This is a genomic window from Citrobacter sp. GW821-FHT07H02 (genome assembly GCF_059418505.1).
Window position 1 is genome coordinate 64811 of record NZ_JBWKPZ010000009.1, and the last position, 14056, is coordinate 78866.

Genomic DNA, 14056 nt, shown 5'->3' on the forward strand with positions numbered 1-14056 from the left:
TGCCTTGTGTTGTCATTCGCCAGTTAACTCCATAAGATGTGCGTCATTAACTCTCGGACGGGCTCGGGGTACATGTCTCCTACCATATATGATATTGCGCGTGTCGCTGGCGTTTCAAAATCAACAGTGTCACGCGTTCTCAATAAGCAAACCAATATCTCACCAGAGGCGCGAGAGAAAGTATTACGCGCCATTGATGAACTGCAGTATCAGCCAAATAAACTTGCGCGTGCTCTAACCTCTTCCGGGTTTGATGCAATAATGGTTATTTCAACCCGTTCTGCTAAAACCACCGCCGGAAACCCCTTTTTCTCTGAAGTACTGCACGTGATCACGGCCAGTGCCGAAGAGGAAGGTTTTGATGTCATCTTACAAACATCAAGAAATACCGAAGATGATTTACAAAAATGTGAAAGCAAGATAAAACAAAAAATGATCAAAGGGATTATCATGCTGAGTTCTCCGGCAGATGAAACCTTCTTTGCTCGCCTGAATAAATACGAAATCCCGGTAGTGGTCATTGGGAAAGTTGAAGGGCAGTATTCGCATGTTTATTCCGTTGATACGGATAACTTTCAGGATAGTGTTGCGCTGACGAATAGCCTCATTGAAAGCGGTCATAAAAATATTGCCTGTCTGCACGCCCCGCTTGATTATCATGTTTCCATTGATCGCGTTAACGGATATAAATACAGTCTGCAAGCACATGCACTCCCTACCCGACCAGAATGGATCGTCGATGGTGGATATACCCACGAGAGTGCATTAACTGCCGCACGGGAATTATTAAGTCAAGAGTCGCTTCCGGATGCGGTATTCGCCACAGACAGTCTTAAACTGATGAGCATCTATCGCGTAGCTGCAGAAAAAAATATTGTCATTCCGGATAAACTGGCCGTTGTGGGTTACAGCAATGAAATGCTTTCGTTTATTTTGACCCCACCGCCGGTCGGTATTGATGTACCTACACAAGCGTTGGGTGAAAAAAGTTGCGATCTCCTGTTTAAATTGATCGCTGGTCAAAAACAATTACAAAATATCACGGTTGCCACACAAATATCGTTGCCAAAGACAATTAAATAAAAAAAAGGGGCATTTTCATGCCCCTTCCCCATTAGAAGGCGTAATTGAATCCTACGCCAGCATAATGGAATTTATCGCTTTCACCTTCATCATGATCTTCCCACTCGAACGCATACTCCAGCGACACTGACAGTCCATTCTGGAAATCATAGCCGTAGAGCATACCAAGACGATTGAAATCATGCCCTTCGCGTGCGATGTCATCCTGCCAGTCCCAGTTAGACCAGCGGTCGAGACCGATACGGGTATACGGCGTCAGCGTGGTATTACCTAATGAAATAGGTAAATATGCACGGATTTCCTGCGTGGAGAATTCACCATTATTGCGCGAACTGTCCATATTAAAGCCACGCTCTAAATAGTAGTTGGCCACAACAGAAAAGGTATCATTGATTCTGTACGTTAAACCGGTTTCTGTTTCCACGCGACTATCCGAATAACCCGTTTCATCCAGATCGTTGACAAACTTGTACATAGAGAACCAGCCGCTGAAGCGCCAGTCATCATTCAGTTTAACATCCCAGTCGGGCTGTATTTTCCAGCGTTGCATATTTGCTGTACCTGCATCGCCGCCATGATCATCTTCAAAATGATAACCATAATTACGTAATCCGCCCGTCAGACCAAAAGAGAAATCATCACTTTCAGTAATCTGATAACGAATATCTAATTCAGGACGATCAAACCAGGTACCACGAGAACCGCTACTGTAATCAACAGGACCTTCCTGATAATAAGCCAGTGAGATTTCCCACGGACCATTCGAGGCATTAAACCAGACTGACGGTTCTGATAAACCGTCCATATCTTCGGCATGGCCTTCTACGTTTTCTATTTCATACATGGCACCCACATTGAAATGCCAGTCATCGTTTTCAGCAGCCTGCGCGCAGGCCATCCCGGCGCACATCAGCAGCGCTGTAGAGGACAGTAAGGTTTTCATTTATGTTCCTTGTTAAAAGTCTAACAAAAAAGCAATTACAACCGGGAGGAATCCCCCGATATATGTAAACTCGTCATTTTTAAATTGAGACGACTTCTGGCAGTTAATGTCTCCAAAGGGAATACCATCGGCATCCCCTCTGGATTAATGCACTTTCAGCACTATCGCCATTCAAATTATTTTGTGAGCTTTATTGGATCGCAATTTCCGTTTCATCATCAAAGAAATGGCATTTAGCCATATCAAAATGTATGGTGATATTATCTCCTGCCGAATAGTCATTCATTGCGCCAGCACGTACCACCATTTCGTGCCCCCCTACCGTGGTATAAAGCATAAATTCAGCCCCGGTTAATTCCGCCACGCTTACCCGCGCCGCAACATTATTATCAGATAATGCATCAGGCTGGATATCTTCAGGACGAATCCCCATGACAACGGCTTTATGGTCATACCCCTGTTTTTTCAAAATGCTGAGTTTGTCTTCTGGGATGGTTAACTTTAGCGTTTCAGTAACAAATTTATCCCCATCAATCGCGCCACGAATAAAATTCATTGACGGTGAACCAATAAATCCGGCCACAAACATATTGGCAGGATGGTTATATACCGTTTTGGGGGCGCCAACCTGCTGAACAATCCCGTCTTTCATAATGACAATGCGGGTCGCCATGGTCATCGCTTCAGTCTGATCATGGGTTACGTAGATCATCGTGGTGTTCAGTTTTTGATGAAGCTTGCTGATTTCGGCTCGCATCTGAACACGCAGTTTGGCATCAAGGTTAGAGAGCGGTTCATCCATCAGGAACACCCCTGCCTCACGGACAATCGCACGCCCCAGCGCCACACGCTGGCGCTGACCGCCGGACAACGCCCCCGGTTTGCGCTTCAGATAGTCACGTAAACCCAGTATTTGCGCTGCCCAGTTCACACGTTCATCAATAACACCTGGGTCAATTTTCTGCATTTTCAGCCCGAACGCCATGTTGTCGTACACGCTCATATGCGGATACAACGCATAGTTCTGGAAAACCATGGCAATATTGCGCGCTTTGGCCGGAACGTCGTTCATGCGTTTGCCGTCGATCAGCAGTTCTCCACCGCTGATCTCTTCCAGTCCGGCGATCATGCGCAGTGTGGTCGATTTGCCGCAGCCTGATGGCCCGACAAAGACAATGAACTCTTTATCTTCGATTTCCAGGTTGAAGTCTTTAACCACATGGACCTGGTTATCGTAAATCTTTTGAATATGTTTCAACGAAAGCTGTGCCATGTTGATTCCCTTACTTTTCGTTTTGCCAGAAAGCCGATAAGCACGGCCACGTCAAATATTGCGTTGAAGGAAGTAGCATTCCAGCGCCGGTTAAGCCAGAACCAATGCCGATGGAGCGCATACCGCTGGCGTTGATCGCATCAATGCCAGCCTGAGCGTCCTCAATGCCAATACACTCTGCGGGAGTGACACCTAATCCACGGCACGCTGCGATAAAAATCTCAGGGTCCGGCTTTGATAAGGTAATTTTTGCGGCATCCGCGCAGAAATCAAAATAGTGCTCAATGTCCAGAGCCTGCAAAATGACCGGCGCATTCAGCGATACCGATGCCAGACCAATCGGGATCCCTTGCGTGCGCAACTCACCCAACAGTTCCCGGATCCCCGGCAACACTGAGCGGGAGGTCAACTCGCGCAGGGAGTCAACGTAAAGCGCATTTTTACGGGTCGCCAGTGCAACACATTCCTCAGGGCTGAACGCCCCTTCTTTGCCGCCGTGCTGGAGAATGCGTCGCAACGAATCCATCCGGCTAATGCCTTTTAAGCTGTCGTTAAAAACCTCATCGATCTGAATCCCGATTTCATCAGCAATCTGCTTCCAGGCCAGAAAGTGGAGATGCGCGGTATCGGTAATCACACCGTCCAGGTCAAAGATGATAGCTTGAGGTTTCATTCCGCCTCCATGGTAGCGGTCCCAAATTTGGGTGCAATAAAATCATTTAATTTCAAAATGTGCTGGCCCTGTACCGTCATCAAATGTCCGTTAAGCCAGAACTGAACGGCAGTCGCACTGGTGACGCTGACTTCATCCGCGGTGATGGAAAAGTGCATTTCGCTGCCCTGCCAAATGAGCGGGAAAGAGAGGCGTTTCCAGCCGGAAGGTAAACGCGGCGCGAGATGCAATGCCCCCTGATACAGGCTTAAACCGGCAAATCCCTGTATCGCCCCTAACCAGATAGCTCCCGTCGCCGCAGCATGAATACCGTCATCACAGCTGTGCGGATCCTCGCCCAAATCGATCTGCGTTCCCTCTTGCCAGAAGCGGTAGCCCAGCGCCGGGTCGCCGCAGCGAGCAGCCACAATGCCATGTATCGCTTTGCTCAGAGAGGAGTCATGGATGGTTCGCGGTTCGTAAAAACGCAGGTTTGCCAGACATGACTGTGGGCTGAAAAGTTCAGGCAACATATAGGTCAGCATCACCACATCCGCCTGCTTGAGAATCTGCATCTCATTGACTTCGGCACGCGAATAGTCGAGTAAAATCGTTTGTTTTCCTGCCTTTACCTTATACTTGCTGAGTTCAATACACGGCTTGCTGAGGAAGGTATCATCTTGTGCGAGCACACCATCTTCCTGAACTTCCGGACGCCACAACCGTTGCAAGAAGTTCTCAGCACGGTGAAGAAAGGCTTCATCAGCACTACCGAACATACGGGCAAAATGGAGCGCCTGTTCGACGTTGTAATAGGCCATATAACTGGTGAAGGCATTGTTATTCACATGCTCGGTATACTCATCGGGCCCGATCACATCATGGATTTCCAGCCGACCATTAATCTCGGTGGCGCGGCTTAACCAGAATTTTGCGGTTTCCAGCAACAGCGTCATCCCTTCACGCTTCATGAAATCGATGTCGCCTGTCACCTGCCAGTAGCCCACAACGGCCCACGCGATATCCGCCACCAGGTGGTGCTCTGCCTGCGCGGAGGCCACTTTTTGCCGCAGACCGGTACGAATGTTGATCGCCGCGAATTCCGGTGTCTCTTCTTCACCGCTGCGTGCGCTTTCCCAGGGAAACAGCGCGCCCTGCCAACCATTTCGACGGGCTTTTTCTTTCGCGCCTGGTAAATTGTGCCAACGATATCGCAGCAACCCACGGGCGATTGCCGGATCGGTAAACAGATGGAATGGCAGCAAAAAGACTTCGGTATCCCAGAATACGTGGCCTTTGTAACCTTCGCCGGTCATGCCTTTCGCGCCAATGCTGCTACGCTCATCGTGCGACGGCGTCATAATGCGCAAGTGATAGAGGGCAAAGTCCAGCGCGCGCTGATCCTCCTCATTTGTGCTTTCAAGCACGACGCGGTGACGCTGCCACCAGTTGCGCCAGTTTGTATCTGAATGCGCTTTCAACGCCGCGTAGCCCTGTCCGGCACAGCTTTCCAGTTGATTCAGCGACTGGCTTGCCCAATTTTCAATCGAGGTGCTGCGCTCGCTGGTCCATTCAATCCAGACCAGTTTTTCCAGCGTGATACGCTGTCCTGCGCTCGCCTGCACGCTGTTGTGTTGCATCAGGCGGCGGTCTTTCGCCGTGAAGCAGCGCTGCACCTCGCCATCCACACGACAGGCCGCAGAAATCACAATATCGGTACGGCCATCCTGGGTGGTGTAAACCCCTTGCAGCAGATTCTGACCGAATACCCGGACTTGTGTTTCATCCAGATGCTGGCGACCATGATTGGTGACCGTGGCATCAATGCCTGTTGACAGCGTGATCGCGGCGTCACCGTCCAGCGGGGTAATCGAGAGCTCCATCGCGAACAGAGGTAATGACTCCGTCGAGACAAAACGACGACTTTCAATACGAAAACGTCCGCCCTTTGGCGCATGCCAGAGGAGAGAGCGACGCAACTCCCCGCTGGCGAGATCAAGTTCACGCTGCCAGTCTTCAACCACACCGCTTTGCAGAGAAAAAATCTCGCCATTCAGCGTTATGTGTACCCCGACAACATCGGGAAGATTGACCAGTTCGTTGATCTCGCCTTTCCCCGCACGATGATAAATCCCGGCAAGGTACATACCGCGGGTTTGAACCGTGTAATCTTCTTCATGGGTGGCACGGATCCCCATGTAACCATTGCCTGTCGTCATCAACGATGCGTATTTATTCAGGCTGTGCAGGCAAAATGCGCCGTCAGTTAGCATTACAGGCTTAGTCATAATTCCACGCTTTTTCCTGTTTCGGCGGATTGGTATAACGCAGCGACCAGTTGTTGAATCACAAATCCTTGCTCAGCATCAGCAATCATGACTGGCGCCCCCTGAACGTGATTCACAAACGCGTCCATACTGCGAAAATGTCGATTGTCATCCGCAAGCTCGCGCTTAAACAGAATGTTTAATTCCCCGTTCTGATCGTTATAAACCTGCGCAGGAAACAGCGTCGCGCCAGCTTTATCGCCGCAGAAATTCACGTTCATCACCGACTGTTCGACAATATTGAGCGCAAAGGACGTTTCGAGCCGCAAAATGCCCCCATTGTGGAATTCAACGGTGCCAAACAGCGCATCTTCAACGGTGTACGTACTCGGGTCCCATTCACCGAACTGGCCGCTATTTTTGCGGGTGCCAATCTTTTGAAAACTGTGGGCATGGACGCGTTTGACCGCCGGAAACCCCAGTACATACATCGCGGCATCCAGCATATGAATACCGATATCAATCAGCGGGCCGCCGCCCTGTAATTCTTTGTTTGTAAAGACGCCCCACCCCGGCACACCGCAGCGACGCAGCGCTTTAACGTTGGTCACATAAATTTCACCTAATACCCCGGCCGTCACCTGTTCACGGAGCATTTGGGTATCGAGTGCAAATCGGTGGTGGAAGTCATAAGCCAGCACCTTACCCATTCGACGGGCAGTTCTGCACATCTCCTCCGCTTCTTCCGGTGTCATGGCCGGCGGCTTTTCGCACATCACGTGGCAACCGGCGTTGAGCGCCATCATGGTGTGCTCATAATGAAAACGGTTTGGTGAGCAGATACTGACAACATCGGGCTTGACCTGATCGAGCATGGCCTGCGGGTTGTCCCATACCTGCGCATTACCGTACTTTTCTGCCAGCATCTGCGCCTGAGACAGGTGGCTGTCACAGACAGCCACCAGTTCAAGATCAGCACGGGTGCAGTAGTACGACGCATGAACTTTATCCGCCACCTGACCGGCGCCGATAATGGCGACACGCAGGGGCGAGTTTGTCGTTGCACTCTTCACAGAGATCCTCTTAGCACGTACGCAGCCAGGCCAATGACTGACGGTAGGCTTCCGGCAAGTTGTCTGCCCTGACCCGACCTTCATACACGATGTAGCCCTGATAATTATCCTGACGCAGTTGATCGAACAGCGCGCCAAAGTTCAGGGTGCCGGAACCCGGCTGATAACGATGGTTGTCCGCGATATGCACATGACCGAGAAGATCGCGGTTGTCATGCAACGCCTTCGCCATATCGTCTTCTTCGATATTCATGTGATAGAAATCGCCGATGATCTGTACATGTTTCAGATCGTTTTCAACGATATAACGGCGGGCATCCGCGAGCGTGTTGATCATGTGATCCTGATAGCGGTTGAGCGGCTCCAGATACACCACGGTGCCGGTGCGTTGCGCAACCTTGTCAAGTACCCGTAACGAGTCGCTCACCGCGTTGCGATCGCCTTCCAGGCTGCGCGGAGAGGTCATCGGCGGCAGACGGAAGGTGAACATGCCCCACGCCGCCGGGACGATAATGCCTTTACCGCCGACCTCTGCCAGCGCTTCCAGAATGCGCTCGATCTGCTTTAGTCCGTTCAGGCGGCGCTCTTCGATAAAATCGCCAATCCAGCCATCATATCCACCGCAGGCGGTCGTCACCGGCAGGCCGGTTTCTTTAATCGCCGCTTTGACTTCTTCAAGGTTATTGACCAGTAATTTGCCGTCAATTTCGAAGCCATCAAATCCCATTTCTTTGATATAACGAAATTTTTCCAGAATATTTTCCGGGAAGAACGCCTGATTCTGTGTTCCGATTTTCATCTTTTTACATTCCTTTCGAATTAAAACGTGACGCCCATTTTGATGCTCTGCTCCGGGTGACGGTCTACATACTGCATGTAGCTTTCCGGGCTGTTGGCAAAGGTGACAACCGGGTCGATCAGCTCTTCACAATCGAGATAACCGTTCATCAGTAATTCCCAGCAGGTCTCTTCAATACGTTTGCGGCTCCAGCGCGGGTAATCCGGGTTCGGTTCGCTGCAGGCGCGAGAAAAGACAATTTTGGCGTTGTTGAAATGCGCTTCGCGGCCGAGGTTAAACCCTTCTGCGAACGGTTTAGCAAATGCCACATAGGAGATCGTGCCGCCGTACGCCAGGCCACGCAGCGCGGACTGCAGCGCATCGGCGTAACCGCTGGTTTCGATGATCACGTCAGCACCCTGCTTCCCTGTGAGCTTTTTAATTTCCATGCCCACGTCGGTGCCCAGAGGATTCAGACAGAAATCGGCGCCATGACGCAGCGCGATATCGCAGCGGTGAGCGATAGGATCAACACCAATCACCACCGAGGCCCCGGCTTTCTTCGCTAACTGAACGGCAATCTGGCCAATCGCCCCCAAGCCGACAACCACCACAAAATCACCCACACGCACGTTGGCATCACGCACGCCGCTCATGGCAAATTGCGCAGGGTCATAGCAGACCGCATTTTTCCAGGAACTGCCTTCCGGCATCTTGCGTAACTTATAGTTATTCACGGCATTGATAATGACGGTCTCACTGAGCGGACCGTATCCACAGACGCGGTCACCCACTGCGTAATCGCTCACGTCGCTGCCACATTCAATAATGTCGCCCACCACCATATTGCCGAGCTGGAATTTGCCGAATTCGATACCGCGTGGCGCGCCTTCCGGACGCGGCATAAACATTTGCCACTCGGCATTGAAATCTTCATCAATGAACGGACTGGCGGCGCGGAAATCGACCACTTCAGTGCCATGCTTCGGCGCGCCGAACAACACCCGGATTTTCACTTCGTTCGCCAAAACCGGACGGTCTTCATACTCCACAAGCGCCGCAACGCGCGGTTCAGTGGCAATTAACTTTTTCATTTACAACTCCTTTATTGAACTGGCCGCTTTAGCCCTTCACGCCACCCGCGGTCAAACCACTCTTAATAAAACGTTCGGAGAGCGCGTACATGATGACGACAGGCAATGCCGTAACCAGCGAGGCGGCCATCATGCGTCCCCAGATATAGTCAGGCGTGCTAAACAAGGTGTTCAGCCCCACCGGAAGTGTGAAATTGCTGGCGCTGGAGAGGAAAATAGATGCGAACAGATAGTCGTTCCAGGCCACCATAAAGCAGTAAACAAATACCGACACCAGCCCCGATATCGCCAGCGGCACCGTGATGCGGAAGATGATTTGCAGACGGTTCAGCCCGTCCATCATCGCCGCTTCTTCAATTTCATCCGGAATGGTGTCGAAGTAGCTTTTCAGCATGAAGACGGCGGTCGGCAGCGTTTGCGTCACCATGGTGATGATCAGCGCCATCTCTGTGTCATAAACACCGAGCGCCGTGATGATCTTGAACAGCGGAACAACCAGCAAAATCCCGGAGAACATGTACACCGTATAAAAGCTGGCGTTGATGGTCATACGCCCTTTAAAACGCAGGCGCGACAAGGCATACGCCCCCAGCGTCCCCAAAAAGACCGCTACGACGGATGACGTCACCGACACCACCAGACTGTTGCGGAAGTAATCCACGAACGGAAAGATGAGCGGGTTAAAAATGTCGACGTAGTGCTCCAGCGTCCACTGCTGCGGCAGCAGCGTCGGGTGCAGGGAGATGGCTTCTTTCGCGCTCTTGAACGACGTCATCAGCATCACGAAGAAAGGAAACAGCGTGATGATAAGGAACAGCGCCAGGCCGCAGTAAAAGCCGATACGACCCAGTATGCGTTTATTTGTTGCCATTGAGATTCACCCGTTTTCTGGTCAGCAAAATGACGGCAAAGATGATGATAAAGAGCACCACAGAGATTGCGGCTGCTTTACCTAAGTCATTAAATGCAAATGCTGTTTTGTAGAGATACACCCCGAGGATATCCACCTTGGTCGTCAGCAGATAAACGTCGGCGAACATGTAAAACATCCAGATGGTGCGTAACGTAATGACCGTCGCCAGCACGGGCATAATGGCGGGCAATGTGACGATACGAAAACGTTGCCAGGCATTAGCGCCGTCCATCTCTGCCGCTTCATACAGCGATTTATCAATGGTCTGCAAAATGGCTAAAAACGAAATAAATGCGTAAGGGAAGTAACGCCAGATGGCGAACAGCACCACTAAAACAAAGCTGCTTCCGGGGTTGTCAAACCACAGCGGCGCCTGGTCGTAGAGATGGAGTAAATCGACACCCAGGTAGTTCACAATGCCGTAGCCATTGTTGAACATGTACTTCCATGCAAAGACCAGCGAGATCGATGGCGTCACGTACGAGAGGATCACCAGCGAGCGCGCGGTCTTACGCAGGCGAAATTCGCGGTTAAAGAACATCGCCACGCCAAGTCCCAGCGCCGTACTCCCCGCCACCACCAGCGTGGTATACCAGACCGTCATCCAGAGCGAATGCCAAAAACCCGGGTCGGTCAGGATACGCATGTAGTTCTCAAGTCCGACAAAGGTAGACTCAATGCGCGGGTTCAGCGGTAACCGCAGGAAGCTGATTTCGATATTCGATATCATCGGCCAGGCGACCAGACCGCCCAGCAGCAACAAGCTGGGCGCCAGGAGCAGCATGGCAAAGGGCATGTCGGAACGACCGGAAAAAAACCTATTCATAACTGCTTTCCACATCCGCATTAACGCTGCTCAACCAGGGTATCCAGTTGTTTCTGGCTTTCCTTGATTGTTGAAGAGAGATCGGCTTTGCCTACCGTGACGTTGTGTACCATCGTACTCACCACGCCTGAACCGGTGACATCACCCATGCGGGTAAAGTTTTTATCCCCTACCGCACCAAACACCTGAATATTCGGCAGTTCGGCAATGAGCTGGTTCGGCAATTCCCCCAGCGCCTTGATAACGCTGTTGTCTTTCCATGTTGCCGTGTTCACAACCGCTTTATTCACCGGGAGTGCCGCACCGGGCGACATCATGACCCAATCCGCGATGTTGTCCGCCTGCTCCATAAAGGTGACAAACTTCTCTGCCGCCTGGGTTTCTTCCTCTTTCTGACCCGAGGTCAGAGTCAGAGAGGTCAGCATGCCGTACACCGCCGACGTTTGTTCTGTTGGCACCATAAACCCAACATTTTGCGGGTCGCCCTCTTTAATGACCGCCGGAAGAATGTACGTCGAGTAGATCGCCATTGGTGCCGTGCCATTCATAAAGGCGTCTTTGACTTCCATAATGTCGTTGGAGCCGGGCATGGTGTACGCCGCCAGCTCACGGTAATAGTCCAGCGCTTGCGCCATTTCTGGCGTATCCAGCGTGATTTTCCCCTGGGCATCAAAGACGTTCGCTTTGTTCGACAGCGCAAACTGCGAGTAGGACTGTTCCGTCAGCACGCTTTCAGCCGTTGGCAACGCAATGCCATATTTTTTGTGCGCCGGATCGTTGAGCGTTTTGGCGACCACCAGCAATTGCTGCCAGTTTGTCGGCTCTGCCAGCCCGGCCTTTGCCAGCACATCCTTGCGATACCAGATACCGCCGATCCACGCGCTGACGGGCACGCCGGTCCATCCTGAACCATCTTCCGTACGAACAATACGCAACACGCCGTCATAAAACGCGTTCTCACCTACCGCCTGGATAACATTCGCCACCGCCTTGCGGTCGATAAGTTGTTCTTTATCCATCACTTTGGCGTAGTCATGGCTGGTCTCAATAACCTCAGGTAAAGAACCACTTCTCGCCAGGGTAATCACCTTCGTGTTATAGGCGTCTTCTTCAACCGGCACTTGTTTAACCGTAATGCCAGGGTTTTCTTTTTCAAAGCGAGCAATGAGCGCTGAAATAACGGCCTGGCGTTCCTGTTCCACAGAAGAATGCATAAATTCAATGGAGACGTTTTCTTTTTTATCTTCTTTGCATCCGGAAATCAGGGCGCAGGAAACCAGTGCTGATAACAGCACAATTTTTGATTTAAGCATTAGATGCTCCTTTTTATTTTTTAATCCACATAACCTGCCATGGATCCAGGGTTAATTCTTTCGTATTGATTTCTTTTTCAGAAATCAAATCAAAACCGGTCACTGCATCATCGGATATCGTCTGACATTTTTCGCTAATATTAAATAGCGCAATAATGACCTCGCCATTCTCAGCCGTACGGGTAATTTGCATTACAGATGGCGTGATATTACCGATGTCAAAACAGCTGTCGGGATGGAAAGCGCAATGTTCGCGTCTCAATTTAATCAGGCGTGACAGCGCGCGATAAACGTCATAGCGTAACGTCTCCGTCGAACTTAATTCCGCTTCAATCTCATCAATATCATATTTTTTACGGTTAATAGCCCGGTTGTAACCTAATTTTTCAACGCCGTCATAGTCATTACGTGAACCCAGAATGCTCTGAATATAAATAGCGGGTACACCCGGAAAACTTAATAAAATGGCATGCGCCAGCGTAAATCGGGCAAGCCGTTCCTGGTTGCTGCTATCACGCGTACTCAACGCATCCATGTACGTGACGTTGATTTCATAAGGACTGCGGCTGCCATCAGGATTGTTCTTCCAGTTGACCAGTGCGCCCTCTTGCTGCAGCTCAGAGACCAGCGCTAAGATCTCCTCTTCTGGCAAGAGCCCACGTAACGGGTTCAGACCAATGCCGTCGTGCGACGCCAGGAAGTTGAACCAGGTCGTTTTTTCCGAAGGCAATGCCAACGACTGCGCCCACTGGCACAGGGCGGAGGCATCCTGGCGTTTAATGGCATGCAGCACCAGCGGTGGCAGCGAGAACTGATAGACCATATGGGCTTCATCATGCCCATCACCGAAATAGGAAATATTGTCTTTATGCGGAACATTGGTCTCAGTAATCATCGCGGTGCCCGGCGCCGCTTCATCCGTAATCGCACGAAACAGTTTGATCAGAGTATGTGTTTTCTCCAGATGAATACATGACGTGCCAGGCTCCTTCCACATAAAACCCACGGCGTCTAAACGCACATAATCCGCGCCTTGCTCAAGGTAATTTAGCAAAACATCGACCATCGCCAGCAGAACATCCGGGTTGCTGTAATTAAGATCGACCTGGTCATCGCTAAACGTTGTCCATAAATGGCGAACCGAATTATCCGACAGGGTAAATGGCGTCAGTAACGGTAAAGCCCGCGGGCGTGTTACTGCCGAAAGATCGGTATTCGGGTCCATTTCAACAAAGAAATTTTCAAAGCCAGGCGTTTGCTGTAAATAGTTTTTAAACCATTCACTTTTCGCCGACATATGATTGCAGACAAAATCAAACATTAATTGGCTGGCTTGACCCAGTTCAGCAATATCTGTCCACTCCCCTGTTTCTTTCGCAACCTGGTGATAATCGATAACGGAAAAACCGTCGTCAGAAGACCAGGGATAAAAAGGTAATAAATGAACATGGGAAAAAATTGTTTTTAACCGGTAATGATAAAATTGGTTAAACGTTGGAAGCGGTTTTGCTGAAGAACTGTGAAACTGATCGGCATAAGTAATGAGAACCACATCGTTCTCATCCCAGTGTGGTTTACGTGTTTTTTTAATTAATGATTGCGATCGTTTAATGCGGTCAGACAACACACCATAGTGACGGGATGTAAATGTATCTCCGTAAACTTCTGTCAGGTAATGTTTGATTTTTTGGTTCACTTTCATTTTCCGTGGTAGCGGTCCCATGGATAGGGAGACTACCTTGCAGAAAATAAGCTGTCAATCAAGCAAGGGGGTTTGGAGGGGGTAAAAAAAAGGATTTCAGCAGCCCAAAAATCGTATTTGTGAGCTGCCGCAAATTCGC

At 50.4% G+C, this 14056-nt stretch carries 12 protein-coding genes; 1 reads left to right on the plus strand and 11 read right to left on the minus strand.

The features are described from left to right. Nucleotides 1-72: 72 nt before the first annotated feature. On the plus strand, nt 73-1083 hold the full coding sequence (locus tag AC07NP_RS11525; RefSeq protein WP_494660561.1) for a LacI family DNA-binding transcriptional regulator: 1011 nt from the start codon (nt 73-75) through the stop codon (nt 1081-1083). 31 nt (nt 1084-1114) lie between these two features. On the opposite strand, the gene AC07NP_RS11530 is transcribed toward AC07NP_RS11525, so the two are convergent. From AC07NP_RS11530 to AC07NP_RS11580, 11 genes are all read right to left on the minus strand, one after another. Then, a complete protein-coding gene (locus AC07NP_RS11530) occupies nt 1115-2026 on the minus strand; it encodes an OmpG family monomeric porin (protein WP_494660562.1) in 912 nt (303 codons plus the stop codon). A 190-nt stretch (nt 2027-2216) separates the two neighbouring features. Further along, entirely contained in the window at nt 2217-3299 is a 1083-nt protein-coding gene (locus AC07NP_RS11535; RefSeq protein WP_192612347.1) for an ABC transporter ATP-binding protein, read from the minus strand. 10 nt (nt 3300-3309) lie between these two features. Continuing rightward, a complete protein-coding gene (gene pgmB, locus AC07NP_RS11540; RefSeq protein WP_203361064.1) occupies nt 3310-3972 on the minus strand; it encodes a beta-phosphoglucomutase in 663 nt (220 codons plus the stop codon). Further along, nucleotides 3969-6239: a glycoside hydrolase family 65 protein gene (locus AC07NP_RS11545; protein WP_494660563.1), complete on the minus strand. Its 2271-nt coding sequence runs from the start codon at nt 6237-6239 to the stop codon at nt 3969-3971. Before AC07NP_RS11545 ends, pgmB begins: the two co-directional genes overlap by 4 nt. Beyond that, nucleotides 6236-7291 (minus strand): D-glucoside 3-dehydrogenase, encoded by a 1056-nt coding sequence (ycjS, locus tag AC07NP_RS11550; protein WP_494660564.1) that lies wholly within the window; start codon nt 7289-7291, stop codon nt 6236-6238. The genes AC07NP_RS11545 and ycjS overlap by 4 nt, the downstream gene beginning before the upstream one ends. 10 nt (nt 7292-7301) lie before the next feature. Beyond that, nucleotides 7302-8090 (minus strand): 3-dehydro-D-guloside 4-epimerase, encoded by a 789-nt coding sequence (gene ycjR, locus AC07NP_RS11555; protein ID WP_276295000.1) that lies wholly within the window; start codon nt 8088-8090, stop codon nt 7302-7304. A 20-nt stretch (nt 8091-8110) separates the two neighbouring features. Further along, a complete protein-coding gene (ycjQ, locus tag AC07NP_RS11560) occupies nt 8111-9163 on the minus strand; it encodes a D-guloside 3-dehydrogenase (protein ID WP_494660565.1) in 1053 nt (350 codons plus the stop codon). 28 nt (nt 9164-9191) lie between these two features. Continuing rightward, a complete protein-coding gene (locus tag AC07NP_RS11565; RefSeq protein WP_203361059.1) occupies nt 9192-10034 on the minus strand; it encodes a carbohydrate ABC transporter permease in 843 nt (280 codons plus the stop codon). Continuing rightward, nucleotides 10021-10902, minus strand: a complete 882-nt coding sequence (locus AC07NP_RS11570) for a carbohydrate ABC transporter permease (protein WP_203361058.1) — start codon at nt 10900-10902, stop codon at nt 10021-10023. Before AC07NP_RS11570 ends, AC07NP_RS11565 begins: the two co-directional genes overlap by 14 nt. Before the next feature lie 20 nt (nt 10903-10922). Continuing rightward, entirely contained in the window at nt 10923-12215 is a 1293-nt protein-coding gene (locus AC07NP_RS11575) for an ABC transporter substrate-binding protein (RefSeq protein ID WP_203361057.1), read from the minus strand. A gap of 13 nt (nt 12216-12228) precedes the next feature. Further along, the gene (locus tag AC07NP_RS11580; RefSeq protein ID WP_494660566.1) at nt 12229-13938 is read right to left on the minus strand and encodes a sugar phosphorylase; all 1710 of its coding nucleotides are present in this window, start codon (nt 13936-13938) and stop codon (nt 12229-12231) included. Between the last annotated feature and the right edge of the window lie 118 nt (nt 13939-14056).